The organism is Halorubrum sp. SD683, assembly GCF_002135045.1.
In the GTDB taxonomy this organism is placed as follows: domain Archaea; phylum Halobacteriota; class Halobacteria; order Halobacteriales; family Haloferacaceae; genus Halorubrum; species Halorubrum ezzemoulense.
The window spans coordinates 1-26,027 of sequence record NZ_NEWJ01000013.1 but is presented as its reverse complement, the minus strand read 5'-3'; the positions used below and the strand labels follow the sequence as shown (position 1 = coordinate 26,027).

31 protein-coding genes, 2 tRNA genes and 1 pseudogene are annotated in these 26,027 nt (G+C 69.8%); 25 read left to right on the top strand and 9 right to left on the bottom strand.

Features of this window, described 5'->3' with window-relative positions; translation table 11 throughout:
• Positions 1–15 precede the first annotated feature (15 nt).
• The 5 genes from B9G49_RS05805 to B9G49_RS05785 form a co-directional block, all read right to left on the bottom strand.
• Positions 16–1,188, bottom strand: a complete 1,173-nt coding sequence (locus B9G49_RS05805) for a succinylglutamate desuccinylase/aspartoacylase family protein (RefSeq protein WP_086215737.1) — start codon at positions 1,186–1,188, stop codon at positions 16–18.
• Positions 1,189–1,211: 23 nt separating this feature from the next.
• Complete coding sequence (locus tag B9G49_RS05800) at positions 1,212–2,237, bottom strand: RNA-guided pseudouridylation complex pseudouridine synthase subunit Cbf5 (protein ID WP_086215736.1); 1,026 nt, start codon at positions 2,235–2,237, stop codon at positions 1,212–1,214.
• Between the two features lie 19 nt (positions 2,238–2,256).
• Positions 2,257–2,835 (bottom strand): (d)CMP kinase, encoded by a 579-nt coding sequence (gene cmk / locus B9G49_RS05795; RefSeq protein WP_049930728.1) that lies wholly within the window; start codon positions 2,833–2,835, stop codon positions 2,257–2,259.
• Between the two features lie 108 nt (positions 2,836–2,943).
• Positions 2,944–3,324 (bottom strand): hypothetical protein, encoded by a 381-nt coding sequence (locus tag B9G49_RS05790; RefSeq protein ID WP_049930730.1) that lies wholly within the window; start codon positions 3,322–3,324, stop codon positions 2,944–2,946.
• Positions 3,314–4,354: a zinc-binding dehydrogenase gene (locus tag B9G49_RS05785; RefSeq protein WP_086215735.1), complete on the bottom strand. Its 1,041-nt coding sequence runs from the start codon at positions 4,352–4,354 to the stop codon at positions 3,314–3,316. The genes B9G49_RS05790 and B9G49_RS05785 overlap by 11 nt, the downstream gene beginning before the upstream one ends.
• A gap of 260 nt (positions 4,355–4,614) precedes the next feature.
• On the opposite strand from B9G49_RS05785, the gene B9G49_RS05780 reads away from it, so the two are divergent.
• The 13 genes from B9G49_RS05780 (at position 4,615) to rpsB (ending at position 10,818) form a co-directional block, all read left to right on the top strand.
• Positions 4,615–4,700, top strand: a tRNA-Ser gene (locus B9G49_RS05780).
• A 55-nt stretch (positions 4,701–4,755) separates the two neighbouring features.
• Complete coding sequence (locus B9G49_RS05775) at positions 4,756–5,277, top strand: 30S ribosomal protein S13 (protein ID WP_086215734.1); 522 nt, start codon at positions 4,756–4,758, stop codon at positions 5,275–5,277.
• A complete protein-coding gene (locus B9G49_RS05770; RefSeq protein WP_006112313.1) occupies positions 5,274–5,801 on the top strand; it encodes a 30S ribosomal protein S4 in 528 nt (175 codons plus the stop codon). Before B9G49_RS05775 ends, B9G49_RS05770 begins: the two co-directional genes overlap by 4 nt.
• A 6-nt stretch (positions 5,802–5,807) precedes the next feature.
• Positions 5,808–6,197 carry a 30S ribosomal protein S11 gene (locus B9G49_RS05765; protein ID WP_086215733.1) on the top strand — a complete coding sequence of 130 codons (390 nt, stop codon included), beginning with the start codon at positions 5,808–5,810 and terminating at the stop codon, positions 6,195–6,197.
• Position 6,198: 1 nt separating this feature from the next.
• On the top strand, positions 6,199–6,951 hold the full coding sequence (locus B9G49_RS05760) for a DNA-directed RNA polymerase subunit D (protein ID WP_049930736.1): 753 nt from the start codon (positions 6,199–6,201) through the stop codon (positions 6,949–6,951).
• A gap of 149 nt (positions 6,952–7,100) precedes the next feature.
• Positions 7,101–7,185, top strand: a tRNA-Leu gene (locus tag B9G49_RS05755).
• Between the two features lie 39 nt (positions 7,186–7,224).
• A complete protein-coding gene (locus B9G49_RS05750) occupies positions 7,225–7,578 on the top strand; it encodes a 50S ribosomal protein L18e (protein WP_004595256.1) in 354 nt (117 codons plus the stop codon).
• Positions 7,575–8,024 carry a 50S ribosomal protein L13 gene (locus B9G49_RS05745; RefSeq protein ID WP_086215732.1) on the top strand — a complete coding sequence of 150 codons (450 nt, stop codon included), beginning with the start codon at positions 7,575–7,577 and terminating at the stop codon, positions 8,022–8,024. Before B9G49_RS05750 ends, B9G49_RS05745 begins: the two co-directional genes overlap by 4 nt.
• A complete protein-coding gene (locus B9G49_RS05740; protein WP_004595258.1) occupies positions 8,018–8,416 on the top strand; it encodes a 30S ribosomal protein S9 in 399 nt (132 codons plus the stop codon). The genes B9G49_RS05745 and B9G49_RS05740 overlap by 7 nt, the downstream gene beginning before the upstream one ends.
• A gap of 12 nt (positions 8,417–8,428) precedes the next feature.
• Positions 8,429–8,623, top strand: a complete 195-nt coding sequence (locus tag B9G49_RS05735) for a DNA-directed RNA polymerase subunit N (protein ID WP_006628058.1) — start codon at positions 8,429–8,431, stop codon at positions 8,621–8,623.
• Positions 8,624–8,625: 2 nt separating this feature from the next.
• On the top strand, positions 8,626–8,805 hold the full coding sequence (locus tag B9G49_RS05730; RefSeq protein WP_049930742.1) for a DNA-directed RNA polymerase subunit K: 180 nt from the start codon (positions 8,626–8,628) through the stop codon (positions 8,803–8,805).
• A complete protein-coding gene (eno, locus tag B9G49_RS05725; RefSeq protein WP_086215731.1) occupies positions 8,805–10,007 on the top strand; it encodes a phosphopyruvate hydratase in 1,203 nt (400 codons plus the stop codon). Before B9G49_RS05730 ends, eno begins: the two co-directional genes overlap by 1 nt.
• A gap of 16 nt (positions 10,008–10,023) precedes the next feature.
• Complete coding sequence (gene rpsB, locus B9G49_RS05720; protein WP_049930745.1) at positions 10,024–10,818, top strand: 30S ribosomal protein S2; 795 nt, start codon at positions 10,024–10,026, stop codon at positions 10,816–10,818.
• 87 nt (positions 10,819–10,905) lie between these two features.
• Here the strand turns inward: rpsB and B9G49_RS05715 are convergent, their stop codons facing one another.
• The 3 genes from B9G49_RS05715 to B9G49_RS05705 form a co-directional block, all read right to left on the bottom strand.
• Entirely contained in the window at positions 10,906–11,253 is a 348-nt protein-coding gene (locus B9G49_RS05715) for a DUF4870 domain-containing protein (protein ID WP_086215730.1), read from the bottom strand.
• A gap of 164 nt (positions 11,254–11,417) precedes the next feature.
• Positions 11,418–12,014, bottom strand: a complete 597-nt coding sequence (locus B9G49_RS05710) for a mechanosensitive ion channel domain-containing protein (protein WP_086215729.1) — start codon at positions 12,012–12,014, stop codon at positions 11,418–11,420.
• A 48-nt stretch (positions 12,015–12,062) separates the two neighbouring features.
• Positions 12,063–13,010 (bottom strand): halo transducer protein, encoded by a 948-nt coding sequence (locus B9G49_RS05705; protein ID WP_086215728.1) that lies wholly within the window; start codon positions 13,008–13,010, stop codon positions 12,063–12,065.
• Between the two features lie 269 nt (positions 13,011–13,279).
• Here B9G49_RS05705 and B9G49_RS05700 point away from each other — a divergent pair, with 269 nt between their 5' ends.
• The 11 genes from B9G49_RS05700 (at position 13,280) to B9G49_RS05650 (ending at position 24,346) form a co-directional block, all read left to right on the top strand.
• A complete protein-coding gene (locus tag B9G49_RS05700; RefSeq protein ID WP_086215727.1) occupies positions 13,280–14,164 on the top strand; it encodes an IS1595 family transposase in 885 nt (294 codons plus the stop codon).
• A gap of 61 nt (positions 14,165–14,225) precedes the next feature.
• Entirely contained in the window at positions 14,226–15,452 is a 1,227-nt protein-coding gene (locus B9G49_RS05695; protein ID WP_086215726.1) for a PstS family phosphate ABC transporter substrate-binding protein, read from the top strand.
• A gap of 155 nt (positions 15,453–15,607) precedes the next feature.
• A complete protein-coding gene (pstC, locus tag B9G49_RS05690) occupies positions 15,608–16,741 on the top strand; it encodes a phosphate ABC transporter permease subunit PstC (RefSeq protein ID WP_086215725.1) in 1,134 nt (377 codons plus the stop codon).
• Entirely contained in the window at positions 16,741–18,369 is a 1,629-nt protein-coding gene (gene pstA, locus B9G49_RS05685; RefSeq protein ID WP_086215724.1) for a phosphate ABC transporter permease PstA, read from the top strand. Before pstC ends, pstA begins: the two co-directional genes overlap by 1 nt.
• Positions 18,370–18,374: 5 nt before the next feature.
• A complete protein-coding gene (gene pstB / locus B9G49_RS05680; RefSeq protein ID WP_086215723.1) occupies positions 18,375–19,307 on the top strand; it encodes a phosphate ABC transporter ATP-binding protein PstB in 933 nt (310 codons plus the stop codon).
• Positions 19,308–19,311: 4 nt separating this feature from the next.
• A complete protein-coding gene (gene phoU, locus B9G49_RS05675; RefSeq protein ID WP_086215722.1) occupies positions 19,312–19,983 on the top strand; it encodes a phosphate signaling complex protein PhoU in 672 nt (223 codons plus the stop codon).
• Position 19,984: 1 nt separating this feature from the next.
• On the top strand, positions 19,985–21,010 hold the full coding sequence (locus B9G49_RS05670) for an AbrB/MazE/SpoVT family DNA-binding domain-containing protein (protein WP_086215721.1): 1,026 nt from the start codon (positions 19,985–19,987) through the stop codon (positions 21,008–21,010).
• Between the two features lie 65 nt (positions 21,011–21,075).
• Positions 21,076–22,092: a mevalonate kinase gene (gene mvk, locus B9G49_RS05665; RefSeq protein WP_086215720.1), complete on the top strand. Its 1,017-nt coding sequence runs from the start codon at positions 21,076–21,078 to the stop codon at positions 22,090–22,092.
• On the top strand, positions 22,089–22,892 hold the full coding sequence (locus B9G49_RS05660) for an isopentenyl phosphate kinase (RefSeq protein ID WP_086215719.1): 804 nt from the start codon (positions 22,089–22,091) through the stop codon (positions 22,890–22,892). The genes mvk and B9G49_RS05660 overlap by 4 nt, the downstream gene beginning before the upstream one ends.
• Positions 22,893–22,973: 81 nt before the next feature.
• Complete coding sequence (locus B9G49_RS05655; RefSeq protein ID WP_086215718.1) at positions 22,974–24,017, top strand: Mrp/NBP35 family ATP-binding protein; 1,044 nt, start codon at positions 22,974–22,976, stop codon at positions 24,015–24,017.
• Positions 24,014–24,346, top strand: coding sequence for a hypothetical protein (locus B9G49_RS05650; RefSeq protein ID WP_049930761.1), 333 nt, complete (start codon positions 24,014–24,016; stop codon positions 24,344–24,346). Before B9G49_RS05655 ends, B9G49_RS05650 begins: the two co-directional genes overlap by 4 nt.
• A gap of 39 nt (positions 24,347–24,385) precedes the next feature.
• Here the strand turns inward: B9G49_RS05650 and B9G49_RS05645 are convergent.
• Positions 24,386–25,711: pseudogene (locus B9G49_RS05645) on the bottom strand (aldehyde ferredoxin oxidoreductase C-terminal domain-containing protein); the annotation flags it as partial.
• A 12-nt stretch (positions 25,712–25,723) separates the two neighbouring features.
• Here B9G49_RS05645 and B9G49_RS05640 point away from each other — a divergent pair.
• A partial coding sequence (locus B9G49_RS05640; protein WP_303645950.1) for an aldehyde ferredoxin oxidoreductase N-terminal domain-containing protein occupies positions 25,724–26,027 on the top strand: 304 nt, incomplete at its 3' end.

Genomic DNA, 26,027 nt, shown 5'->3' with positions numbered 1-26,027 from the left:
ATTAAGGACTTCGCTTCAGTCGTCGCCGTCCCGCGGGACCACGAGGTCGCCCGCGTCCCGCACCGCGAGGCTCCCGATCGCGTCGCCCTCGTAGACGGCCAGCCCCTCGGCACGACCGAGGACGTACCCGTCGCGGTCCGCCTCGACCGTCCCGCGCTCCGCGCCCGCGGCGTCGACCACGCTCGCGAGGACATCACCCTCGTCGAACGCGTTCCCGGCCGCCACCCGGTGCCGGACGAGTCCGGAGATATCGGTCGTCGGCCCGCGGAAGCGCCGCACGGGAAACTCGACGGGGGCCGGAGCCACGCCGACCCCGGGCTCGCTGGCCGACTCGGGTACTTCGTCGAGGAGCCCGAGTTCGACCGCGACGCCGACGACGCCCGCGACGCCAGCGTCGAGGAGCGCGTCGTCGACGACGCTGTGGGCGCCGAGTTCCGCCGTGAACGCCGGGATCCCCGCCTCGTTGAGTACGGCACCCGCGGTCGATCGCTGGAGGTTCTCTTCGACGTACTCTGCGGCGGGATACTCCCGGACCACCGGAAGCCCGAACGCCTCGACGAGTCGGCCGAGGTCCTCAGAGAGCGCGGCCGCATCGGCCTCATTCCGTCGGTCACCGTACAGCACGCGGTCGCGGATGGCGAACGGCTCGCTACCGACGCCTGCGGTGTGACAGTCGATCAGTGCGTCCGCGGTCGCGTCGGTGCCGACCGCGTCGACTGAGAACTTGTCCCCATCGTCCGACGACTCGCCGGTGATCGCGGCGTACAGCCGGGCGTCGATCCGCTCTTGGAGCTTCGGCGGGCGGGCCGACTCCGCGTCGGCGTCCGGGAAGTGCCGGTTCGGGTCCTCGTCGGCGTAGTACGTCTCTCGCGCGTTCCGGCGCAGGCCGGCCGGGGAGACGACGGGCACGGCGACGACAACGCCGGCGAGGTCGGCGAGGCGGTCGCCGAAGGTCGCGACCGCGTCCTGGACGACCGCGACGCCCGTCGCCTCGTCGCCGTGGACGCCGCCGGTGAGCCACAGCGTCGGCCCGTCGGCGGCGCCGTTCGCGACCGCGACCGGGAGCCGTTCCGTGCCGCCGGTCGGCAGGTCCCCGACCGTGAGCCACCCGCGGTCGAGCGTTCCGGGCTCGGCGCTCGCGCTCCCGACGGCTACCACTCCGCCTCCGTCTGCGTCCGGCTCGTCCATGTCCGCATCTGGGGGCGGCGTATTTATAAAAGAACGCGCTCCAAGGCGACGACCGTCCCGTTCTCGGCGTCCGGGTCGTCGACGACGCGCCCGAGGCAGACCGCGGTGCCGTCCGGCGTGAAGCACGCGGCGAGCGGCGGGTCCGGGTCCGTGTCGCGGTCAGTCGGCGCGTCGCCATTCGTGTCGGTCGGCGCGTCGCTATCGGTCGACGCGTCATCGCGGACCGCCGCCGGGATCGCCGCGTCGTCGATGTCGATCACGCCGGGCGCGTACACGGGAGCCCCGGTCGCGACGCTGCGGGCGGCCGACCGGGCGACCGTCACCGCGGGGAGGTGGGCGAGGGCGTCCTCCGCCGGGCGGACCACCTCGCGGAGGAGCGCGTCGTCGCCGTCCCCGGCCCACGCGAGCGCGTCCACGAGGTTCTGAAGCGTGCGGAGGTCGCGGTCGTCGAACGGGTCCGTGGCGCTGCGCCGGAGGTGTCCCATGTGCGCGCCGCCCCCCGTCGCGAGCCCGATGTCGTGACACAGCTTCCGGACGTACGTCCCCGACTCGCAGCGGATCCGGAGGAGCGCCCGGCGGTCGGCGACCTCCAGCAGGTCCAACTCGTGGACCGTCCGCGTGCGGAGCCGACGGCTCACGGCGCTCTTCCGCGGCGGCTTCTGGTAGATCTCGCCCTCGAACTCGGCGACGACTTCCCGGAAGTCCGACGGGGGTGACCCGTGGAGCTCCAGCACCGCGACGTACTCCTTCGCCCCTTCGAGGAACACCTGCGCCATGCGCGTCGCGTCGCCGGTCAGCGTGGGGAGACAGCCGGTGACCTTCGGATCGAGGGTCCCCGAGTGAGCGACGCCGCGGGTCGGTGGCCCCTCGGGGTCGAGCGTCGCGAGCGTCTCGTCTATGGCGTCCCGCACCCACGCCGACACTTGGTGCGAGGAGGGCCCGGCGGGCTTGTCGAGGTTGACGACGCCGAACCGGAGCAGCTCCGGCACCGACCGCTCTTCGGGAGGCGCTCTGAGCGGGTCGGGGTCGGCGTCGGAAGGATCCGTCATGCGGAGGTCAGTCGCGGGTTCAGAAGTCGTACACGACGCCGTCGACGGGCGCCTTCCCCTCGTCGTCGTCGGGGTCGTACGCTTCGACGGTCGCGACGAGGACGTCGAGGAAGCGCTCGGGCCCCCAGCGGGCGGTGTTGTACGCGGCGTCGTAGATCGAGAGGTCCTCGATGTCGATGTTGTAGTACTCCCGGTACCGCTTGCGCTCGGAGGCCTCGCGGCGCTCCGTCTCCGTTCGCGCGCGGTCGGTCGGCTTCGCCTCGCGCTCCGCGATCCGCTCCGCGCGGACCGACAGCGGCGCGTCGAACCAGAACCGGAAGTCGGCGTGGTCGGCCGCGAGCCACCCGGCGAGCCGCGATTCGAGGACCACGTCGTCGCGCTCGACGGCGATCTCGCGGAGCCGGCGGTCGAGGTCGCGGTCGATCTGCGGGTCCTCCTCGGCGAACTCGTTGAACTCGACCGGCGTCATGTCGCGTTCGGCCGCCATCTCGCGGAAGATGTCGCCGCCGGAGACGTGCCCGAGACCGAGCGCGTCCGCCAGCTGGACGGCGTTGGTGCTCTTCCCGCTTCCAGGCGGGCCGGAGACGGTGATCAACATATCACCACTGCGCGGGTGTCGTTCAAAACGGTTGTCGTTCGGCTGCGGGAGCGCGCGCCCGTCGGCGCCCGTGTCGAGGACTCGCTCGCCGTCACCGACCCGGCTCGCTCACGCCTCGGGGTCGGCCGTCGCGGCCGTCATCGACCAGACGGCGACGAGGCCGAGCAGGAGCGCGGGGACAAGCGGCAGCACGAGGTACGTGGCGAAAAAGGGGAGCCCGAACCACCCGGCCGCGTACGGATACGCGTAGATGATCCCGGGGATGACGATAGCGCAGACGAAAAGCGCCGCCGTCAGCGCCCACCCCTCGCGGCCGAAGCCGTCGGCCGCCGGCTCCCGACCGGCCGACTCCGACGGCCCCGTACCGTCGGCGCCGCCGCTCTCGCCCTCCGGGGCGTGGACATAGCCGCCGTCGGTAGTGCCGTCGGCGCCCGCGGCCGCGTCGCGATCGGCCGCGTCGCCGTCGGCCGCGTCGGTCTCAGAGCTCACTGTCGGGTCTAACCACCACTTTGCCAAAGCCCTCACGGTTCTCGATCATCTCGTGTGCGCGCGCGGCCTCGCTCATCGGGAGGACCTCCCGGACGCGGGGCTCGAAGGTCCCGTCCCAGACCAGTTCCAGGACGTCGTCGACCTCGCCCGGCGTCGCCATCGTCGAGCCGATGACGGAGAGCTGGTTCCAGAAGATGCGGTTGAGCCCCGCGCCCGGGTTCGGGCCAGTGGTCGCGCCGCAGGTGACGAGCCGGCCGCCCTTCGCCATCGACTTCAGCGAGTTCGGGTAGGTCGCCTCGCCGACGTGGTCGACGACGACGTCGACGCCTCGTTTGCCGGTGAGCGCCGCGATCTCGTCCGCGAAGTCGTTCGCCTCGTAGTCGATGACGTGGTCGGCGCCGCAGTCCTCGGCGTGCGCGAGCTTCTCCTCGGTGGAGGCGGTCGCGAACACCTCACAGCCCGCGTGGTCGGCGATCTGGACCGCGGCGTGGCCGACGCCGCCGGAGGCGCCCAAGACGAGCACCTTCTCGCCCGCCTCGATGTCCGCGCGCGTCTGGAGCATCCGCCACGCGGTCTGGAACACGAGCGACGCGGAGCCGGCGACCTCCCAGTCGACGCCGTCGGGGACCGGGACGAGGTTCTCGGCCGGGACCGACGCCTTCTCGGCGTGGACGCCGCGGACGTGTTCGCCGATGATGTGGAAGGAGACGCACAGCGACTCCTCGCCGTTCCGGCAGAACTCGCAGTTGCCGCAGGAGACGCCGGCGCTCACGGCGACGTGGTCCCCAGGCTCGAAGCGCGTCACGCCCTCACCGACGGCCTCCACGACGCCCGCGGCGTCGCTCCCCGGGATGTGCGGCATCTCCACGTCGATGCCGGGCATTCCGCGGCGGGTCCAGACGTCGAGGTGGTTCAACGCCCCCGCCTTGACGTCGACGAGCACCTCGCCGCGGTCGGGGTCGGGCTCGGGGAACTCGCCGTACTCGATCACGTCGCGGTCGCCGTGGTCGGCGAACTGAACGGCCTTCATATTCGGACCCTCCCGCGGGACCCACTAAACAGTACGCCTCACGGAAACGAGCGACGCGATCATCGAACCGGCGCGGCCACCGGGCTGACGCGACCATCGAACCGGCGCGGCCCGCCGGACGACGCTCGCAGCCACCGTGCGAGTCGCCCACAGCGACCCGACCGTTTCGTGATGTTTAAGTACCGAAAGCGGGAGCATACGAACGCACGAACTGTAGGGGCATCGGGCCCCGAGTCCGAGAGGGCGATGATACAACGCGGGTTGCGGTAGCCAAGCCTGGCCCAAGGCGCAGGGTTGCTAACTCTGTGGCGTCACTGCCTCCGGGGTTCGAATCCCCGCCGCAACGCTCGAACGGACGAGTACCGCCGGATCGCGCCGGTAGGGCTCACCACAACCAACACATGAGCACGGAAGAACCACAGGACGACTCGCCGGAGGAGGAGGAAGACCTCCAGTACTTCGTTCGGATCGGGGGCGCGGACCTCGACGGGACGAAGACGGTCGAGCGAAGCCTGTCCGAACTCGACGGCATCGGCACGCGCACGGCGCGGCTGGTCGCCGAGAAGGCCGACGTGGACCGAAACGCCACGTTCGGGCTCCTCGACGAGGAGAACATCGACGCGGTGGTCGACATCGCCGAGAACCTCGAAGACCACGTCCCGTCGTGGATGACGAACCGACAGAACGACTTCTTCACCGGAGAGACGACGCACCTCGTCGGCACGGACGTCAACGAGAAGCGGCGCCACGACATCAACCGGATGAAGATCATCGAATCGTACAAGGGCGTGCGCCACAAGCGCGGGCAGAAGGTCCGCGGCCAGCGCACCAAGTCCACGGGTCGCTCGGAGGGGACCATCGGGGTCAACGTCGAGGAGATCCGCGAGGAGATGGAAGACGACGAGGGCGGTGACGACGAATGAGTACCGGAAAGAACACCAAGGGCTACGAGACGCCGAACCACCCGTATCAGGGCGAGCGCATCGCCGAGGAGTCCGACCTCCTCTCGCGGTACGGTCTGAAGAACAAAGAGGAGTTCTGGCGCGCCCAGTCCGAACTGCGCAACATGCGCCGAGAGGCCCGACGGCTGCTCGGCGAGGCGCAGGGTGACGTCGACGCCGCACAGGACGCCGGCGCGGAGTTCGTTACGCGGCTCCGCCGGATCGGCATCCTCGGCGACAACGACGACATCTCGACGGTCCTGTCGCTCGACGTGACCGACCTGCTGGAGCGTCGCCTCCAGACGGTCGTCTACCGACAGGGCTTCGCCTCCTCAACCCAGCAGGCCCGCCAGTTCATCGTCCACGGCCACATCACCGTCAACGGCGCCCGCGTCACGCGCCCGTCGGTGAAGGTGGACGTCGACGACGAGGGCGCCATCGCCTTCGACGAGACGAGCCCGCTCGCGGACGATCTCCACCCCGAGCGCGCGGAGTCACAGGAGTAACCAACCATGAGTGAATCCGAGGACCGAAAGTGGGGCATCGCCCACGTGTACGCGTCGTTCAACAACACGCTCATCACGGTCACCGACGAGACGGGCGCCGAGACGATCGCCAAGTCGTCCGGCGGCACCGTGGTGAAGCAGAACCGCGACGAGGCGTCGCCGTACGCCGCCATGCAGATGGCGGAGGTCGTCGCCGAGCGCGTCAAGGACGCCGGTCTGGAGGGCGTGCACGTTCGCGTGCGCGGTCCCGGCGGCAACCTCAACAAGTCCACCGGTCCCGGTGCGCAGGCGACGATTCGCGCGCTCTCGCGGGCGGGCGTCGAGATCGGGCGCATCGAGGACGTCACGCCGATCCCGCACGACGGGACGAAGGCGCCGAAGAACAAGCGAGTCTGACATGACCGAAGACGAATTCGACGTCCAGTACGTCGAACGGGACGAACGCAGCGCGCGGGTGCTGATCCGCGGGCTCACGCCGGCGTTCGCCAACGGCATCCGCCGCGCGATGATCGCCGACGTCCCGACGTTCTCGATCGACACCGTCCGGTTCGTCGAGAACTCCTCGGTCATGTTCGACGAGATGATCGGCCTGCGGCTGGGGCTCGTGCCCCTGACGACGCCGCTCGACGACTTCGATATCGGCGACGAGGTCACCCTCGCGCTCGACGTCGAAGGTCCGGCGACGGCGTACTCCGGCGACATCGAGAGCAGCGACCCGCTCGTCGAGGTCGCCGACGAGAACGTTCCGATCATCGAGCTGAAGGAGGGACAGCGGTTGGAGTTCGAGGCCGACGCGGTCCTCGACACCGGCAAGGAGCACGCCAAACACCAGGGCGGCGTCTCCGTCGGCTACCGCCACCTCCAGCGCGTCTCGGTCGAGGGCGACCGCGGCGAGTTCGACGACGACGAGCCGAACATCCTCCGCGGCGTCATCGAGACGCCGGACGGGGAGATCGAGCTCACGGACGAGTTCGACAACGACCTCTCGGAACGGTTCCCCGGCAAAGAGGTCGCGGTCGAGGACGTGCCGGGCGCGTTCGTCTTCCACATCGAGACGGACGGCTCGTTCGACGTCGAGGAACTGTTGCTCCGCGCGATCGACTCCATCGAGGAGCGCGCGGACGAACTACAGACGAAAGTCGCAGTATAAGGAAATGACGGCCCTTCGAACCACCCCCCTGACCGTCGCCCCCGCCGGCAGCCGCGGCGCCGCTCCGACCGACGGAGCGCCCGCGGCCGACCGCGGGGACGCCGGGACCGAAAGTGGTTTGAAGGGAGCCGGAATACGGTGGAGTGCACGCAGGGATAGCCAAGTCAGGCCAACGGCGCAGCGTTCAGGGCGCTGTCCTGTAGAGGTCCGCAGGTTCAAATCCTGCTCCCTGCACTCCGTTTTCCACGAACTCTCCGTTCAGGAGGGACAGCTATGAGTAGCAAGACGAATCCGAAACTACAGAACCTCATCGCCGATCTGAAGTCGGTCTCGCGTGACTCCGGTGCCAACGTGTGGCAGGACGTCGCCGACCGACTGGAGAAGCCACGGCGCACGCACGCTGAGGTCAACCTGGGCCGTATCGAACGATACGCGCAGGAAGACGAGACGGTCGTCGTCCCCGGCAAGGTGCTGGGCAGCGGTGTGCTCGAAACGAACGTTACCGTCGCCGCCGTCGACTTCTCCGGAACCGCCCGGACGAAGATCGACCAGGCCGGCGAAGCGGTGACGCTGGAACAGTACGTCGAACAGAACCCCGAAGGAAGCAACGTGCGGGTGATCCGATGAGTCTCGCGAAGATCGACGCGGACGTCGTCGTCGACGCCCGCGACTGTATCCTCGGTCGCGTCTCCTCGGAGGTCGCCCAGCGCGTCCTCGCCGGGGAGACCGTCGCCGTCGTCAACGCCGAGCGCGCCGTCATCACCGGCAACGAGGAGGCGACGATGGAGACGTACCACAAGCGCGCGGAGCTCGGTTCGGACAGCGGTCCGTACTACCCCAAGCGCCCCGACCGCATCTTCAAGCGCGCCATCCGCGGCATGCTGCCGTACAAGTCGGAGGACGGCCGCGAGGCGTTCTCGAACGTGCGCGTGTACGTCGGGAACCCCTACGAGCGCGACGAGGACGTCGAGAGCGTCGTCCTCGACGGCACCTCGCTCGACCGCCTCTCGAACATCAAATTCACGACGCTCGGAGCGATCTCCGAGTCTCTGGGAGCCAACGTCACATGGTAACGAACACCTCAGGCAAGAAGAAGACGGCCGTCGCCCGCGCCACCGTGCGCGAGGGCGAGGGTCGCGTGCGCATCAACTCCCAGCCAGTCGAGCTGGTCGAACCGGAGCAGGCGCGGCTCAAGATGCTCGAGCCGTTCCGCATCGCGGGCGAGGAGCTCCGCGACGGCGTCGACATCGACATCGACGTCGAGGGCGGCGGCTTCAGCGGCCAGGCGGACGCGACGCGGACCGCCATCGCCCGCGGCCTCGTCCAGCACCTCGGCGACGCGGAGCTGCGCGACGCGTACATGAACTTCGACCGCACCCTGCTGGTCAACGACGTGCGCCAGTCCGAACCCAAGAAGTGGGGCGGACCCGGCGCTCGCGCTCGCTACCAGAAGTCCTACCGCTGAGGTGATCCAGTCATGATGATCCCCGTCCGGTGTTTCACGTGCGGCAACGTCGTGGGTGAACACTGGGAAGAGTTCAAAGAGCGGGCTCGCGAGGGCGACGAAGACCCCGGCGAGGTGCTCGACGACCTCGGGGTCGACCGGCACTGCTGCCGGCGCATGCTGGTGAGTCACCGCGACCTCGTGGACGTCGTCTCGCCGTACCAGTAACCATGTCAGGACAGCGATACAATCGATACGAGAAGGCACGCATCCTCGGCGCGCGAGCGCTACAGGTGTCCTACGGGGCGCCCGTGCTGATCGACACGGACCAGACGGAGCCGATCCTCGTCGCCGCGGAGGAGTACGACGCGGGCGCGCTCCCGTTCACGGTGCGGAGGGAATCCAACTAATGACCCGAATTACCAGCGTCTCACTGCGTCGCGTGCTCGACTCGCGCGGAAACCCGACGGTCGAGGCCGACGTGCTCACCGAGTCCGGCGGCTTCGGCCGCGGGGCGGCGCCCAGCGGGGCCTCGACCGGCGAGTACGAAGCGATCGAACTCCCGGCGAGCGAGTCCATCGCGAAGGCCCGCGAACACGCGGTCCCGCGCCTCGAGGGCGTCTACGCCGGCGACCAGCGCGCGGTCGACAACGCCCTGCGCGGCGCCGACGGGACGGACGACTTCTCCGCCATCGGCGCGAACAGCGCGGTCGCCATCTCGATGGCGGCCGCGAAGGCCGCCGCCGACGTGCTCGGCGCACCGCTGTACCAGCACCTCGGCGGGGCGTTCCGCGGCGAGAACTTCCCGATCCCGCTTGGCAACGTCGTCGGCGGCGGAGAGCACGCCAAGGAGGCGACCCACATTCAGGAGTTCCTCGCGGCGCCCGTCGGCGCGCCGAGCGTCTCGGAGGCCGTCTTCGCGAACGCCGCGGTCCACGCGGCGGTCGCGGACGTGTTAGACGAGCGCGGCGTGCCCGCGGCGAAGGGCGACGAGGGCGCGTGGGCGCCCCCCATCTCGGACGCCGACGCGTTCGAGGTCGTCGACGAGGCGGTCGACCGCGTCGAGGAAGACGTGGGCTTCGAGATCCGCTTCGGTCTCGACATGGCCGCGGCCGAACTGTACGACGACGAGGCCGAGGCGTACGTCTACGGCGACGAGACGAAGTCGGCCGACGAGCAGATCGAGTACGTCGCCGGCCTCGTCGACGAGTACGACCTCGCGTACGTCGAGGACCCGCTCGACGAGAACGACTACGAGGCGTTCGCGGACCTGACCGACCGGGTCGGCGACCGGACGCTGATCTGCGGGGACGACCTGTTCGTCACCAACGTCGAGCGGCTCCAGGACGGCATCGACGCCGGCGCGGCCAACAGCATCCTCATCAAGCCGAACCAGATCGGGACGCTGTCGGACGCGTTCGACGCCGTCGAGCTCGCCGCCCGCAACGGGTACGAGACGGTCATCTCTCACCGTTCGGGCGAGACCGAGGACACCACCATCGCACACCTCGCCGTGGCGACCGACGCCGGTTACATCAAGACCGGGACGGTCGGCGGCGAGCGAACCGCCAAGCTGAACGAACTGGTCCGCATCGCGGACGACGCGGTATGACGGGCCCACACCACGCATGAGCGAAGACAACGACGCGGTCGAACTCGACGACGACGCGGAGACCGAGGCGGTCGACGCGGCGGTCGAGGAGGAGGCCGACACGACCGAGGAACCGACCGCCGACGCGGCCGAGACGGCCGCCGACGCCGAGAGCGAGACCGCCGCGGGCGACGACGAAGCGGACGAGGAGGAGGCCTCCCCGTTCGACGACGACGTCATGCCCGACGACGACGTCGACCTGCTGATCCCCGTCGAGGACTACCTCTCCGCGGGTGTCCACATCGGGACCCAGCAGAAGACGAAGGACATGGAGCGGTTCATCCACCGCGTCCGCGACGACGGGCTGTACGTCCTCGACGTGAGCCTGACCGACCAGCGGATCCGCACGGCCGCGGACTTCCTCGCGAACTACAACCCCGAGCAGATCCTCGTCACATCCTCGCGGCAGTACGGTCGGTTCCCGGCCGAGAAGTTCGCGGACGCCATCGGCGCCCGCGCCCGCACCGGTCGCTTCATTCCGGGCACGCTGACGAACCCCGACTACGCCGGCTACATCGAGCCGGACGTGGTCGTGGTCACCGACCCCATCGGCGACGCGCAGGCCGTCAAAGAGGCCATCACCGTCGGTATCCCGGTGATCGCGATGTGCGACTCCAACAACCAGCTGTCGAACGTCGACCTCGTCATCCCGACGAACAACAAGGGTCGGCGCGCGCTGTCGGTCGTCTACTGGCTCCTCGCCAACGAGACGCTCGACCGCCGCGGCGCCGACACGGTGTTCGCCCTCGAAGACTTCGAGGACGAACTCTAAGCCGGCCGCGTTTTTCTTCGACGCTTCCTGTTTCGTCCGTTCACCGCTCGGAGAGCCGTCGGCGAATCGATCCGCGGCGCGACGCGCTCAGACGATATCGGGCGTGAACGGGTACGAATAGACCCGCCCGTCGTTGGCCTTCACCGTTGCCACGAGGACCAGGACTAGGTCGACGACGCCGATAATCGGGAACAGCAGGAGGCCGATGAACACGAAGCTCAGGACGGCAGCAATCATGAGCGCGGCGAAGACGACGATCTGGAAGTTCAGCGAGTTCTTCGCGTTCCGCTCGACGAGTTCGTCGTCGTCCGCGAGGATCAGGAAGAGAATCGGGCCGAGGAACGACGCGAAGAGCGACGAGGCGTGCGACAGCGCCGCTAGCGTCGTGTCCCCGTCGACGGTCCCGTCGCCGGTCTCAGTTGCTGTGGTTGACATAGCGGGATGGCGGTTTCGGAGCAGATTGATAAATTTTCGGAGACCGACCGGAATACACGGAGGCGTCAGTCGACAGCCACGCTCGAGCCGGCGCCCGTCGCCGACTGCGACCGATCGGTCGTCGGTCGGTCCCCCGCTCAGTCGGGCGTCGACCGGTCCCCCGCTCAGTCGGGCGTCGACGGCTCGCTGTCGGTCGGTTCGTCGACCGCCCCGCCCGTCGTCTCCTCGGGCACGTCGTGGGTCCACCGCGGCTCTATCTCTCGGTTCGCCATCACGATCCGGTCGCCGCCGTCGGTGTCGATCCGCGTCTTCCGGAGTTCGATGGCGGCGACCGTTCCCGTCACGCCCTTCGACTCGACGCGGTAGCCGACGTTGAAGTCCGGGTCCCGCAGGAGGTAGACCCCCGCCACCGTGTCCTCGATCATCTCGGAGAGCGCGTAGGAGACCCCGAGGGCGATGAAGCCGACGGCGGTGCCGAGGCTCGCCGCGATGTCGCCCATGCCGACGACCTTCAGGAACGTGAGCGCGACGCCGAACCAGAGGAACACGGAGACGAGCGTGACGATGAGGTCGCCGACCAGTTCGCGGTCGCCGACGTACAGCCGTTCGATCGACCCGCGGACGACCGAGAGGACGACCCGCACCGTCAGGTACGCCAGCGCGAGGAAGATCAGCCCCGAGAGCAGCCGCGGGACCGCCACGACCAGCCCCTCGACGAAGTTCGAGAGCGAGCGGGAGACGAGCGACGGGATCTGCGTCATGCCGAACCGCACACGGCGGAGAGTGGAAAAGGTGAGGGCGCCGCCGGCTCAGTTCGCGGCCTCGTCGCCGGGCGCCCCGTCCTCGGACAGCGCCGACCGAGCCTCCGCGACGGTCTCGTCCACGCGAGCCCACGCGACGGGCGGCTCGACCGCCTCGAGCTCCGCGTCGAGCGCGTCGAGCCGCTCGCCGAACTCGCCGTCCCGGCCCGGCCGGTCGCCGAGCGCGTCGGCGTGCTCCGCGACCGCGGATTCGAGATCGTCGATCCGCGCGTCCACGTCGTCCGGGAAGGGGGCGCCGTCGCGGTGGGCCCACGCGCGGAGGTCGTCGGCCTCGGCTCGGAGGTCGGCGACGACGAGGTCGAGGACGCGCGTCTGGACGGTGGCGTCGAACCGCCGTCCCGGGTCCGGGTCGTCCGCGTCCCGCAGCGACTCGACGGTCTCGGTGAGGGCCGCGGCGGACTCCTCGGCGGCCTCGACTTCGTCCACGAGCGCGCCGTGACGTCGGTTGGCCGAGCGGAGCCACGCCTCGAACGCCTCCAGTTCGGTTTCGAGGTCGTGGGCGACGCGGACGATGTCCTGCGCCTCGGTGGTTATCTCGTGGAGGGCAACCGCGGCGCGGTACACCGCCACCGGCTCGGCCAGCCCCGACCGCGCCGCGCCGAGGTCGTCGCCGAGCGCCTCCACCTCCGCACGGAGGTCGTCCAGCCGGTCCCCGAACGCCCGCCGGCGGACAGTGACGACCTCGAGGTCCGGCGCGTCGTCGGCGGCGGTCGCCTCGTCGTGGGTCCGCGTCGCGAGGTCGACCCGCGTCTCCGCTGTCGCGAGTATCTGCGACACGTCGGTGACGCTCGACTCGATCGCCGCGGACGTCACCCTCCCGTCGTCGGTGAAGGGTTCGAGCCAGGTCCGGATCGACTCCGGTTCCTCGCCGGTCCGGTCGGCCACAGACTCGACGAGTTCGTCGAGGGGCGTCTCCGCGGGCGCGCTCTCACTCATACGGCCGGATTCGGCGTAGTACGGTGTATACCTTCCTAAGAGCGGTGTGTTCGGGGACAGAGGCGAACAGAGCGGTACGTGGTGGTATATAGCTGTCAGAACCCTCTCTTGTACTCACCACCGATACTGTGGGCTCTTCGCGTGACAAGAGGTGACTATATTAAAAATATAAACCAGTTCGCTCTTCTGTAGGAGATTGTTGATACTGGCGAGCTGTCGCTGTCGTGTCGAAGAGGACAAGGACACCGCGTCAGCGGTGTCCGACACGGATGATTCCGCTAGATGTGTTTGGGTCGGAATCGGTCGCAGCGGACCTGTTACAGCAGGTTCGCTGGCGTGACGGCGTTTCCTGTCCTCGCTGCCGTTCTGACCGAACGGTCAGAAACGGCAGCTACGGGCAGTTTCAGCGGTATCTCTGTAAGGATTGCGACCGCACGTTCAACGATAAGACTGGCACGATCTTCGCTCACTCGAAGATCGCACTCCGCAAATGGTTGTTCTCGATCTACGCGTTTTTGCGGTTTAACACCAGTCTCAGGCAACTACAGTGCGAAATCGATGTCACCTACAAAACGATCCACAGGCGTGTCGAGCGCTTCACCGAAGCGCTCGACGCGCCGTCACTCGATCTCCGTGGCCCGGTTGAAATTGACGAGTTCTACGTCTCTGCCGGCTTGAAAGGCCGCGAGCGCGACCGCTGGTCGCGCTCTCGCGGCCTCTCACGACGCGGACGCGGAACGTATGATCAAGACAAACCACCCGTGTTCGTCCTCGTGGATCGTGGCACCGAGCAACGGTACGTCGTGCCGGCGAAATCCGCAGACGAATTGACGATCCGGCTCCTGCTGGCTGACCGCCAGCAGGAGCCCCTCACGGTCTATACCGACGGATTTTGCGCGTACGATCCGCTTGATGAAGATGAGCAATTCGACCGCGAATACGTCGTTCACGGAGACGGTGAATACGCCGACGACACGGTCCACGTGAATACCTGCGAGAGCCACGCGTCGCTGGCGCGACGGTGGCTCTCGCCGCATCGAGGCATCTCAAAAGATCGCCTCACACAGTATCTCCGAGCGTTCCAACTCAGACGAGAACTCTACCGCAAACCCGGACGAGAAGCGCTCAAAGACGCCGTCAAAGCCACTCTCTGAAATCAACAATGTGCTACACAAGAGCGAACCAGTTTAATAGATTTGCCCGTTGCCACGCCTGATGTCAGACCGGAACTGGGTCGACGGCGGCGTGTCGCGGCGGAAAGTTCTCATCACGTCCGGAGCGCTCGGAACCGCCGGGTTGGCGGGCTGTAGCGGAAGCAGCGACGGCGGCGACGGCGGATCCGGCGGCGACGGCGGCGACGGTGGCTCCGGCGGCTCCGGTGGCGACGGCGACGACGGCTCCGGGCAGAGCACGGCGCTGCTCAACGCCGAGGGCTCCTCGACGGTGTACCCCATCTCGAACACGGGGAGCTCATACTGGAACTCCAACGCCCCGCCGAGCGACGGCGAGTACTGGGGCGCGAACGACGAGGGCTCGGTGCCCGGCTGGGACCAGCTCTCCGCCGACGGCGCGGACGACATGCTCATCGCCGACTACTTCGCAGCGAAGTTCGGCTTCGAGCCGACCGATCAGCGCTCTTCGCCGCCGTTCCCGACGACGGTCGGCCTGAGCCACTCCGGGACCGGCTGTGAGGCCGTCACTGACGGCCTCGTCGACATCGGCAACTCCTCCGGGCCGATCACGGCGGAGCTCGACTGGACCGAGGAGAAGGCCCAGAACACAGTCGTCGACAACGTTGTCGGTCGCGATGGCCAGCCGGTCGTCGTCAGCTCCGACGTCTCCGACGCCGGCGTCGCGCAGCTGACCGGCGAGGAGATCCGCGGCATCTACCAGAACGAGATCACCAACTGGAACGAGATCGACGGGGTCGACTACGATCAGGAGATCTACGCCATCGGCCGCGCCGAGGGCTCCGGAACGGACACCTCGTTCCGCCTGAACATGCTCGGTGCCGCCGACGCCTCGATGTCGGGCGTCGACACGCGCTTCGGGCAGAACCAGCAGGTCGCGCAGGCCGTCTCCCAGAACGAGGGCGCCATCGCGTACATGGCGCTCGCGTTCACCAGCGAAACGGTCATCCCGATCTCCATCGAGTTCGACGGCACGCTGTACGAGACCAGCCGCGACGCGGAGAACACCATCTTCGACAGCGAGTACCCGCTCAACCGCGACCTCCACATGTACACGCTCATCGAGGAGAACAACCCCGAAGCCGGCGGCTACGACCGGCGCGAGGCGGCGTTCGTCAATATGTTCCTCAACGAGTTCGGACAGAGCGTCTTCGTCGAGGGGAACAACTACATCCCGCTCCCGACGAGCGACCTCCAGTCGATGAAAGACAAGGTCTCGTCCGTCGCCACGGAGGATCTCATCTCGCCGTAGTCCGACGACCGACGGTCGATCGACCCGAGACGAGCGTCGTCTCGGCCGACTGACCCCCCGCGACCGCCCGTCTCTCCGCGGCCGCCGGCGCTCACGGTACGGACGAACATGGCTTCTACGACACACAACACGCGAATGCTCTCGATAACAGACAGATGCCAACGGTAACAGACGCGCTCGGCGGGCGACTGACCGACGCGCTCGGCGCGCAGCGCAGACGAGTCAGGGAGTTCGTCGACGAGACCGAACCCCCCGCGCTGGCGATCATCTCCGCGATGACGCTGTCGCTCTTGGCCACCCTCGTCGGGTTCCTCGCCGTCTCCGACCTCACCATCGCTCCCTTCGTCGTCTTCCTCACGGCGGCGGGGATCGGCTGGTTCCGGTACCAGGAGGAGACCGCGTACACGATCGCGCTGATGATGACGGTGTCGACGATCCTCATCCTCGGACTGATCATCGTCTTCATCTTCCGCGAGTCCGTCCCGGTGATCCGATACGAGAGCGCGACGGCGTTCGGGATCACGGTCCCCGGCCTGCGGATGTTCATCCAGCCGAACTGGGACGCCGTCTCGCCGCCCATCCGGTACTCGATGGTGCCGATGATCCACGGGACGGTGATGGTGACGCTGATCGCCTCCGCGGTCGCCGCGCCCCTCGGTGTTTCCGCGGCGCTCTTCCTCTCGGAGATCGCCCCCGCGACCGTCCGCGAGGTCGTCAAGCCCGGCGTCGAGATCCTCGCCGGCATCCCCTCAATCGTCTACGGGTTCATCGGGTTCACCGTGCTGGGCCCGTGGGCCTCCGACCAGTTCCAGACGACGGGGCAGGGGTCGTACCTGTTCGTCGGCATCGTCGTCGGGCTGATGGCGCTCCCGACCGTCGTCTCCGTGGCCGAAGACGCGCTGAGCAGCGTCCCGGAGTCGATGAAGAGCGGCTCGCTGGCGATGGGGACGACCGACTGGCAGACGATGACCTCGATCACGCTGCCGGCCGCGTTCTCCGGCGTCTCCGCGGCGGTCCTGCTCGGCGTCGGCCGCGCCATCGGCGAGACGATGGCCGCCACGGTGATGCTCCGCGGCGTGCCTCGCCTCACGGAGCCACTCGTCAACGTCTTCTACGGGCAGGAGACGCTGACGTCGATCATCGCGCGGAACTACGGCGAGGCCGACGGCCTCCAGATGGACGCCTTGTTCGTCGCGGGCGTGATCTTGTTCGTCACCGTCCTCGTCATCTCCATCGGCGCGCAGTACATCGAATGGAGAATGCACAAGCGGCTCGGGGGTGAGGTCTGATGGCGGACGCGAGCCAGACGGACGCTAGGCTCGTCGAGTCGGAGACCACGGAGACGGACGCCGTCGCGGGCGTTGCCGTCGGGCTCTCGGCGGTCCTGTTCGCGCTCGCCGTCGCCGCGCTGTTCGAGCGCGTCAGCCTCACCGGCTCGCTGTTCGGGATTCGGACCGTGACGCTGCTCGGCGGGCTCCTGACCGCGCTCGGCGTCGCGGTGGTCGCCTTCGGCGCCGGCTCCCGTCTGGGCTACGTCGAGACCGACCCCGACCCGAGCGCCGGGCTCGTCGCCGGCTTCGGCGCCGCCGTTCCGTGGGTCGTCGTCGGCGGGAGCGTCGCGAGCCAGACGCTCGGTCTCGGCACGACGGTCGGCGTCCTCGCCGGGACGGCCGTCGGCGGCGGCGCGTTCGCGCTCACCGTCCTCCCCCGCGAGGACGTGGGGTCGACGCTCCCGCTCGGGAGCCTCCTCGCGCTGACGGGGCTCGTGTTCCTCACCGGCGTCATCGGCCCGACGTGGGTGTGGGAGCTGGACTGGGCCCAGCAGGCGGCCCTCACCGCGGAGTTCCTCATCCCCGCGGCGACGCTGTTCAGCGGGCTGTACGGCGGCTGGGCCTCGGCGAAGGCGTACGGTGGCTTCGGCGCCCGCGGTCGGCACACGGGCGCGTACGTCCTCGTGTACCTGAACGCGCTCTCGATCGTCGCTTTCCTGTTCGTCCTCGTCGCCTTCGTGGTCGTCCAGGGGGTCCCCGGGCTGTTGAACGGCGTCGAGATCGGCCTCGGAACCGGGCCGCAGACGACGGTCCTCGGCGTCTCGGTCACGCTGCCGGTGTCCGTCCCGTTCGTGATGAACGGCGTCGCCCTCTTCAACGACTTCCAGGGCGTGTTGCCCGCGATCGTCGGCACGGTCTGGCTCGTCCTCGGCGCCGTCGTGCTGGCGGTCCCGCTGGGCGTCGGCGCGGCGCTCTTCCTCACCGAGTACGCGGACCGCGGTCGGTTCACCCAGGTCGTCGAGATCGCGACAAACGGGCTGTGGAGCACCCCCAGCATCGTCTTCGGGCTGTTCGGCTTCGCCTTCCTCATCCCGCGGTTCGGCAACGGAAAGTCGCTGCTCTCCGGGATGATCACGCTCGGGTTCATGCTCCTCCCGCTCGTGGTGATCACCTCCCGGGAGGCGATGCTCTCCGTCCCCGACGAGTACCGCGACGCGAGCGCCGCGCTTGGGGTGTCGAAGTGGCAGACGATCCGGAGCGTCGTCCTCCCGGCGGCGCTGCCCGGCGTCGTCACCGGCGTCATCCTCGGCGTCGGTCGGATCGCCGGCGAGACGGCGCCGATCCTGCTGACGATGGCCGGCGGGACGTTCGTTCCCGGCTCGCAGACGGTCGACGTCCTCGGGAGCTTCCAGTTCACGTCCGCGCCGCCGTTCGTCGCCAATCCGGCCCTGCTGGAGGCAACCTCAGCGCTGCCGTACCAGCTGTACGCTCTGATTTCCGCCGGCGTGGGTGCCAGCAGCAACGTCGGCAACGCGGACGAGTTCCGCTGGGCGACGGCGCTGGTGCTGCTCGTCGTCGTCCTCTCATTCTACGCGATCGGCATCGCGACGCGCTACTACTTCCGGCGACGGCTCACACACACCTGAATCCGATGAGCGAGAACACCACCCAACAGACCCAGACCGCATCGACCGACGACCGCTCGCCGACCGACGGCCGCTCGCCCACCACGACGACCGGCGAGACCGTCGAGCAGACCCGCGACGAGTGGACCGACTACGAGTTCCGCGGCGACACGAAACTGGCCGTCGAGGACCTCGACGTTCACTACGGCGACGACCACGCGCTGAAGGGCGTCTCGATGGAGATCCCCGAGAAGAGCGTCACCGCCCTGATCGGCCCCTCAGGCTGCGGGAAGTCGACGTACCTCCGGTGTCTCAACCGGATGAACGATCGGGTCAGCTCCGCCCGGATCGACGGCTCGGTGAAGCTCGACGGGCAAGAGATCTACCGGGACGGGGTCAACCTCGTGGAGCTGCGTAAGCGGGTCGGAATGGTGTTCCAGTCGCCGAACCCCTTCCCCAAGACGATCCGCGAGAACATCGCCTACGGGCCAAAGAAGCACGGCGACCTCGACACGGGCCTCCTCGCCCGCCTGCTGAACCGGAGCGACGCCGACGAGCGCGACGCGCTCGTCGAGCGGTGCCTCCGCGACGCGGCGCTATGGGACGAGGTGAGCGACCGGCTCGACGACAACGCGCTCGGGCTCTCGGGCGGCCAGCAACAGCGGCTCTGTATCGCCCGCTGCCTCTCGGTCGACCCGGAGGTCATCCTGATGGACGAGCCGGCGTCCGCCTTGGACCCCATCGCCACGGCGAAGATAGAGGACCTGATCGACGACCTCGCGGAGGAGTACACCGTCGTCATCGTCACGCACAACATGCAGCAGGCGGCCCGGATATCGGACCAGACCGCCGTCTTCCTCACGGGCGGCGAGCTCGTCGAGTACGGCGACACCGATCAGGTGTTCGAGGACCCACACAGCGAGCGCGTCGAGGACTACATCACCGGCAAGTTCGGGTGATCCCATGCCCCGAGAACAGTACCAGGACTCGCTCGACGAGCTCCGGGCGGACGTGCTCGCCATGGGGGATCAGGTGATAGGGCAGGTCGAACGGAGCCTCGACGCCGCGGAGCGCCGCGACGAGCCGCTGGCGAAGAAAGTGGTCGACGCCGACGCCGCGGTCAACGAGACGTACCTGCGCTTGGAGGACCGGTGCGTGGACCTGTTCGCGCTCCAGCAGCCGGTCGCGGGCGACCTCCGACTCGTCACCGCCTCGTTCAAGATCATCACCGACCTCGAACGCATCGGCGACCTCGCGGTCAACCTGGCGGACTACCTCCGGACCGCGACGCGGACGCTCTCGCCGGAGGTTCAGCTCGACGCCATCGGCGAGGCGGCGCGCGACCTCCTCGAACGGAGCCTCGCCGCGTACGAGGCCGAGGACGCGGCCGCGTGCCGCGCGGTCGCGGCCGACGACGACGAGGTCGACGCGCTCTGCCAGCGGGCGAGCGAGAGCGTCACCCGCGACCTGATCGCGGGGTCGGACGGGGACGGCTGGGAGGCCGAACGGCTGTTGGACGACGTATCGCGGGTGCTGTTGACGATCCGAGACCTCGAACGGATCGCGGATCACGCCGTGAACATCGCGGCGCGGACGCTGTACATGATCGAAAACGACCCGGAGCTGCTCTACTGAGATGGAGTCGAGAAAGGTCCAAACCGTGGGGAACGGGACGTACACGGTCTCGCTCCCGAAGGACTGGGCGGAGTCGCAGGGCGTCGCGTCCGGCGACACCGTGACGCTCCACGACCACATCGACGGCGTGTTGGCGGTCCAGACCGGGAACGGCGGCGACGGCGACCCGCCCGTCGCCCGGATCGAGTCGGCCGACCCGGAGGTAATCGAGCGGGCGCTGCGGGCGGCCTACGCCGCTGGCGCGCGCGAGGTCACGCTCGAACGGGACGAGCCGCTCACCCCGGACCAGCGGCGCGTCGTCGAGCGGGTCGCCCGCAACCGGATCGGGATGTCGGTGGCCGCGGAGTCGGAGACCGCGACGACGGTTCAGATCATGCTGGACTCGGCGGAGGTCTCCGTGAGTCAGTCGCTCCGACAGCTGGCGTTCACGGTCCGCTCGATACACGGCGACGCGGTCGAGGCGCTGGCGACGCCGCCCGACTCGTCGCCGATCGGCTCCCGCGACAAACAGGTCGACCGCCTCGCGTCGATGATCGACCGGTCCGTCTCCCGCGGCATGGCCGACCTCGGGGAGGTCGACGCCCTCGGCACGACCCGCCCGGAGCTGTTCGAGTCGTGGACGGCGATGCGGGAGCTGTGCCGCTTCCGCGACGCGGCGGCGGACATCGGGAACGCCGCGGCGGCCCTCGACGACCCGCCGTCGGCCGCGCGACTGGCGGCGTGTCGCGACTTCGGTCGCACGGTCCGAGAGGTCGTCTCCGACGGGGTGAGCGTCGCCCTCGGCGACGAGGGCGCCGACGTCGCTCGGAGCGCGGTCGGTGAGCTGCGCCGGGCTCGCGACGACATCGACGCGCTCGATCGAGAACTGGACGAGGCGGGCGCGGGGGCGGCGGAGATCCGCCGCGTCGCGCGCGCGCTGCGGCGAACCGCGGAGTGCGGGGGCGACGTGGCGGAGATCGGGCTGCGTCGCGCGGTCCGCTGCCGCGAAACGATACGCGACCGCGACCCGGGACGGATGAACGAGTAGATGTCGGGTCCCGCCCAGACCCGCCAAGCGCAACGCCTGTAAGCGCGGGGGGAGAGGAGACTCGTATGACCGTTTGCGAAGCGCCGGGGAAGGTGTACCTCTTCGGCGAACACGCCGTCGTCTACGGCGAGCCGGCCGTGCCCGCGGCGATCGAGCGGCGCGCCACGGTGACCGCCGAGCCGCGCGAGGACGACCACGTGCGCGTCGAGGCCGAGGACCTCTCTCTGAACGGGTTCACCGTGGAGTACGCGGGTGGGACGAGCGACCGGCCCGATGTCGACGTGCCGACGCCGCTCGTCGAGGCCGCGATGGGGTACGTCGACGCGGCCGTCGAGCAGGCGCGCGAGGCGGCCGACGCGCCCGACGCCGGCTTCGACATCACCGTCGAGAGCGACATCCCCCTCGGCGCGGGGCTCGGGTCGTCGGCGGCCGTGGTCGTGGCCGGTATCGACGCCGCGACGCGCGCGCTCGGGGAGCCGCTCGACCGCCGAGAGCTGGCCGAGCGGGCGTATCGGGCCGAGTTCGAGGTCCAGGACGGGCAGGCCTCCAGAGCGGACACCTTCTGCTCGACGATGGGCGGCGCGGTGCGGGTCGAGGGCGACGACTGCGAGCCGATCGACGCGCCGAACCTTCCGTTCGTCGTCGGGTTCGACGGCGGCGCGGGCGATACCGGCGAGCTGGTCGCCGGTGTCCGCGAACTGCGGGCGGAACACGAGTTCGCCGCCGACACGGTCGAATCGATCGGCGACCTCGTCCGGACGGGCGAGGAACTGCTCGCGGATGCCGACCCCGAGAGCGACCCCGACCCGGCGCTGCTCGCGGAACTCGGCGAGCTGATGGACTTCAACCACGGACTGTTAGCGGCGCTCGGCGTCTCCGCCCGGTCGATCGACGCCATGGTGTGGGCCGCGCGGGACGCGGGCGCGCACGGTGCGAAGCTCACCGGTGCGGGCGGCGGCGGCTGTATCGTCGCGCTCGACGAAAGCGACGCGACGGAGACCGCGCTCTCGTTCACGCAGGGCTGCGAGGAATCGTTCCGCGCCGAGCTGGCGACCGAGGGCGTCCGGGTGGTGGAGCCGTGACGGGGGGCGAAGCCGCCAGTAACGACGACGCCGGCGGAGAGTCCGCTCCCCCCGTCGTCCTCAAGCTCGGCGGGAGTCTGATCACGGAGAAGAACGAGCCCGAAACCCTCGACGAGGCGGCGCTCCACGCGGCCTGCGACGCCGTCGCGGACGCCCTCGCGGCGGGTACGGCCGACCGGCTCGTCGTCGTCCACGGCGGCGGGAGCTTCGGCCACTACCACGCCAGCGAGCACGGCGTGTCGACGACCGACGGGACGCGGGACGCCGAGGCGGCGGCCGCGATTCACGGGGCGATGAAGCGGCTGAACGCGCACGTGTTAGAACGACTCCGCGAGCACGGAGTCCCGGCGGTGCCGGTTCACCCGCTGTCGCTCGCGGCGCGGGCCGACGGCGCGGACGGCGGGCTCGACCTCCCGCTCGGGTCGACGGCGACGCTGCTCGGCGAGGGGTTCGTTCCGGTCCTCCATGGCGACGGCGTGGCGACGGCGGGCGACGGGGTGACAGTCGTCTCGGGTGACGAGCTGGTCGTCGAGCTCGCGTCCGGACTTGGCGCACGCCGCGTTGGGGTCTGCTCGACGGTGCCCGGCGTCCTCGACGTCGACGGCGACGTGATCCCAGCGATCGACGACTTCGGGTCGGTCGCGGACGCCCTCGGCGCGAGCGACGCGACGGACGTCTCCGGCGGGATGGCGGCGAAGGTGCGCGAGCTGCTCGCGCTCGACGCGCCGGCGTACGTGTTCGGCGCAGAGGGGCTGGTCCCGTTCCTGCGCGGCGAGGGCGCGGGGACCCGGATCGATTGAGCGGGTGACCGCGGGCGCGTCGCAAACGGTGGCGCGCCCCCGTACAGAACCCTTATTCGACCCACGGCCCTCCTCCCCGGCATGAACGAATCGGACGTACGGGAGCGGCTCGCGGAGGTGCGGGACCCCGACCTCGGCGGCGACATCGTCTCGCTCGGGCTGGTGAACGGCGTCGACGTCGACGAGGCGGACGGAACGGTCCACGTGTCGCTCGCGCTCGGCGCCCCCTTCTCGCCGACCGAGTCGGCCATCGCCGACGACGTGCGCGAGGCGCTCGCCGACACCGGGCTCGACGTCGAGCTGTCGGCGTCGATCCCGGACGACCTCTCGACCGAGGAGCAGGTCCTCCCCGGCGTACAGAACGTGATCGCGGTCGCCTCCGGGAAGGGCGGGGTCGGGAAGTCGACGATGGCGGTCAACATCGCGGCCGGGCTCTCCAAACTCGGCGCCCGCGTCGGCCTGTTCGACGCCGACGTGTACGGGCCCAACGTCCCGCGGATGGTGTCCGCGGAACAGCGCCCGGAAACCGACGGCGAGACGATCGTGCCACCGGAGCGGTTCGGCGTGAAGCTGATGAGCATGGACTTCCTCACCGGCGAGGACGACCCCGTCATCTGGCGCGGCCCGATGGTCCACAAGATCATCACCCAACTCGTCGAGGACGTGGAGTGGGGCGAGCTCGACTACCTCGTGATGGACCTCCCGCCGGGCACCGGCGATACACAGCTCACGATCCTCCAGACGCTGCCGCTGACGGGGGCCGTGATCGTCACCACGCCGCAGGACGTGGCGCTCGACGACGCGGTGAAGGGGCTCCGGATGTTCGGTAAACACGACACGAACGTCCTCGGTATCGCGGAGAACATGGCCGGATTCCGCTGCCCGGACTGCGGCGGCTTCCACGAGATATTCGGCTCCGGCGGCGGGAAGGCGCTCGCCGCGGACCACGACCTGCCCTTCCTCGGCGGCGTCCCGCTCGACCCCGCGGTCCGGACGGGCGGCGACGACGGCGAGCCCCTCGTCTTGGAGGACGGCGAGACCGCAGACGCGTTCAAGGTGCTCGTCGAGAACGTCGCGAACAACGCCGGGGTCGTCCGCCGCCGCGGGGTGAGCGGCGAGCGATGACCGACGCGGACGACGGCGCGGGGGCCGGCGACGAAACCGGGGCGACCGGCGACGACCCGGAGGACCCCCTCGCGGCCGCGGGCGTCGACCCGGTGGTACCGGACGAGGCGTCGGGCGCGGAGATCCCGGCCGACGCGGAGGTGCGGGAGTTCCTCCGCGAGGTGGCGGCGGACGTACGCGCGGAGAGCTCGGAGAGCAAGCAGCTCTCGGCGATCCTCTACCGGGTGTCGGACCTCTACGACGAGGAGGAGGAGACGTCGCCGGAGGAGATCTACCTCAACGTCCGGCACATCATGCGGATCAAGGCGGAGGGCGGGCTGCGTCGCTGAGGCCGCCGGAGCGGACGGCAGTCACGTCGCCGGGCGGGGTCAGTCGTCCGCGTCGGCCGCCGGGGCGGAGTCGATCGGGCTATCGTCCAGCGGCGTCGCGTCGTCGACGACGCGCGCGAGCCCGAGCCGCTCGGCGGTCTCCGGCGTCGGGAGCCCCCGTTCGCCCCACCCGCGTGCCGCGTAGTACCGATCGAGCAGGCGGTCGAACGCGTCGACGTCGACGCCCGGCGTCCCGTCGGCCGCGTCGGTGCGGAGCGGCTCAGGGAGCGCGTCGTCCGCGCGGTCGAATCCCTCTCGGGCGTTGAACAGTCGGGTGAGCGTCCAGATGCGCTCGCCGGTCGTCGCGAGCGCGGCGGGGGAGGGATCCGGTCGGCCAGCGTCCCTCGCGTCCCCGCGTTCCGACTCGTCGCGGTGCGGGCCGCCGCAGTCGTCGACCGCCGGGTGCTCGATCGCCGCGAGCCACTCCGCGCCGAGGTCGGCACAGACCGCCTCGCCGACGAAGTCGTCGACGACGAGGCTCCACAGGACCGAGCGCGCGTTCTGCTCCCCGACCACGTCGCGCACCCGGTCGGCGAGGGAGCGGTCGGGACGTGCCAGCGGCTCGCGCTCCTGCGGTCGCGCGCGCCGGTGACACGCGCCGCGGTCGCTCGTCGCGTACGCGAGCGCGACGCCGACCGCCGCGCGCGGGTCGAAGCCGGGCAGCGCCATCGACTTCACCGTCGGCACGAGCGCGTCGCCGCCGAATTGGGCCACCGCGGCGTCGACCCCGTCGGCGAGGGCGTCCGGGAGGTCCGGGTCCACGTCGAGATCGGCCGGGGGGTCGCGGGCCGCGATCGCCTTCAGCAGGTGCTCTGCGCCAGCGGCGTCACCGAAGTCGACCGGGCAGTCGACGACCCCAGCCCGCCCGGCGCGGATCGCCCAAGCGACCGCGCTGCCCGCGCCGATCACGTCGAGGCCGAGACGGTCGCAGACCCCGCAGAGCTCCGCGACGCGGTCGAAGTCGTCGATCCCGAGGCCGGCGCCGAGCGTGATCGGGGCCGCGCCGCGCGGGATCACTTCGCCGTCGGGCGTGTCGATCCGGAATCCGCCGGGGACGGCCGAGTCGCCCTCCCTGACTCCCTCGCGTCCCGTCGCGCGGGCGGTCGCGGCCTCGACGCCGATGTCGTCGACCCCGTCGAAGCCGGTCTCCGTCCATCCCTCGGCCGCGAGGATCCCGACCTCGTCCGCGTAGTCGACCGTCTCGATCGTCTCGCCGGCCGCCTGCCACTCGCCGGTCGGCCGCCGCCCGTACGTCTCGGCGTCGCGGTCGCGGCGGGCGGCGAGGTCGTCCGGGACCGCCGGCGGGGGGTCGCGGGCGACGACTGCATCGGCCTGCTCGTGACCGGGACCGCCGACAGACCGGTCCGGATCGAGGTCGAGGGGGGTCGCGCCCGGGTCAAGCCGACCGACGCGTGGGGCGACGACGCCGCCGAGACCGCCGAGCGGTTCCCGGACGCCGGCGTCGCCTGCGTCGGCCCGGCCGGCGAGCCCGGGGCGGCGTACGCGACGATCGCGAGCGACGGCGGCGACCACCCCGCCGGGCGCGGCGGCGCCGGCGCGGGTACGGGCCCGAAAGCGGCGCACGCCGTCGGCCCCCGGCCCCCCCCGCCCGCCGTCCCGGACGGACCGCGCCGCCGGCCGC

Excerpts from the sequence above, each read along its gene's own strand:
- B9G49_RS05805 (WP_086215737.1), bottom strand. The coding sequence starts at position 1,188 with ATGGACGAGCCGGACGCAGACGGAGGCGGAGTGGTAGCCGTCGGGAGC.
- B9G49_RS05800 (WP_086215736.1), bottom strand. The coding sequence starts at position 2,237 with ATGACGGATCCTTCCGACGCCGACCCCGACCCGCTCAGAGCGCCTCCC.
- cmk (WP_049930728.1), bottom strand. The coding sequence starts at position 2,835 with ATGTTGATCACCGTCTCCGGCCCGCCTGGAAGCGGGAAGAGCACCAAC.
- B9G49_RS05785 (WP_086215735.1), bottom strand. The coding sequence starts at position 4,354 with ATGAAGGCCGTTCAGTTCGCCGACCACGGCGACCGCGACGTGATCGAG.
- B9G49_RS05775 (WP_086215734.1), top strand. The coding sequence starts at position 4,756 with ATGAGCACGGAAGAACCACAGGACGACTCGCCGGAGGAGGAGGAAGAC.
- B9G49_RS05770 (WP_006112313.1), top strand. The coding sequence starts at position 5,274 with ATGAGTACCGGAAAGAACACCAAGGGCTACGAGACGCCGAACCACCCG.
- B9G49_RS05765 (WP_086215733.1), top strand. The coding sequence starts at position 5,808 with ATGAGTGAATCCGAGGACCGAAAGTGGGGCATCGCCCACGTGTACGCG.
- B9G49_RS05760 (WP_049930736.1), top strand. The coding sequence starts at position 6,199 with ATGACCGAAGACGAATTCGACGTCCAGTACGTCGAACGGGACGAACGC.
- B9G49_RS05750 (WP_004595256.1), top strand. The coding sequence starts at position 7,225 with ATGAGTAGCAAGACGAATCCGAAACTACAGAACCTCATCGCCGATCTG.
- B9G49_RS05745 (WP_086215732.1), top strand. The coding sequence starts at position 7,575 with ATGAGTCTCGCGAAGATCGACGCGGACGTCGTCGTCGACGCCCGCGAC.
- B9G49_RS05740 (WP_004595258.1), top strand. The coding sequence starts at position 8,018 with ATGGTAACGAACACCTCAGGCAAGAAGAAGACGGCCGTCGCCCGCGCC.
- B9G49_RS05735 (WP_006628058.1), top strand. The coding sequence starts at position 8,429 with ATGATGATCCCCGTCCGGTGTTTCACGTGCGGCAACGTCGTGGGTGAA.
- B9G49_RS05730 (WP_049930742.1), top strand. The coding sequence starts at position 8,626 with ATGTCAGGACAGCGATACAATCGATACGAGAAGGCACGCATCCTCGGC.
- eno (WP_086215731.1), top strand. The coding sequence starts at position 8,805 with ATGACCCGAATTACCAGCGTCTCACTGCGTCGCGTGCTCGACTCGCGC.
- rpsB (WP_049930745.1), top strand. The coding sequence starts at position 10,024 with ATGAGCGAAGACAACGACGCGGTCGAACTCGACGACGACGCGGAGACC.
- B9G49_RS05715 (WP_086215730.1), bottom strand. The coding sequence starts at position 11,253 with ATGTCAACCACAGCAACTGAGACCGGCGACGGGACCGTCGACGGGGAC.
- B9G49_RS05710 (WP_086215729.1), bottom strand. The coding sequence starts at position 12,014 with ATGACGCAGATCCCGTCGCTCGTCTCCCGCTCGCTCTCGAACTTCGTC.
- B9G49_RS05705 (WP_086215728.1), bottom strand. The coding sequence starts at position 13,010 with ATGAGTGAGAGCGCGCCCGCGGAGACGCCCCTCGACGAACTCGTCGAG.
- B9G49_RS05700 (WP_086215727.1), top strand. The coding sequence starts at position 13,280 with ATGATTCCGCTAGATGTGTTTGGGTCGGAATCGGTCGCAGCGGACCTG.
- B9G49_RS05695 (WP_086215726.1), top strand. The coding sequence starts at position 14,226 with ATGTCAGACCGGAACTGGGTCGACGGCGGCGTGTCGCGGCGGAAAGTT.
- pstC (WP_086215725.1), top strand. The coding sequence starts at position 15,608 with ATGCCAACGGTAACAGACGCGCTCGGCGGGCGACTGACCGACGCGCTC.
- pstA (WP_086215724.1), top strand. The coding sequence starts at position 16,741 with ATGGCGGACGCGAGCCAGACGGACGCTAGGCTCGTCGAGTCGGAGACC.
- pstB (WP_086215723.1), top strand. The coding sequence starts at position 18,375 with ATGAGCGAGAACACCACCCAACAGACCCAGACCGCATCGACCGACGAC.
- phoU (WP_086215722.1), top strand. The coding sequence starts at position 19,312 with ATGCCCCGAGAACAGTACCAGGACTCGCTCGACGAGCTCCGGGCGGAC.
- B9G49_RS05670 (WP_086215721.1), top strand. The coding sequence starts at position 19,985 with ATGGAGTCGAGAAAGGTCCAAACCGTGGGGAACGGGACGTACACGGTC.
- mvk (WP_086215720.1), top strand. The coding sequence starts at position 21,076 with ATGACCGTTTGCGAAGCGCCGGGGAAGGTGTACCTCTTCGGCGAACAC.
- B9G49_RS05655 (WP_086215718.1), top strand. The coding sequence starts at position 22,974 with ATGAACGAATCGGACGTACGGGAGCGGCTCGCGGAGGTGCGGGACCCC.
- B9G49_RS05650 (WP_049930761.1), top strand. The coding sequence starts at position 24,014 with ATGACCGACGCGGACGACGGCGCGGGGGCCGGCGACGAAACCGGGGCG.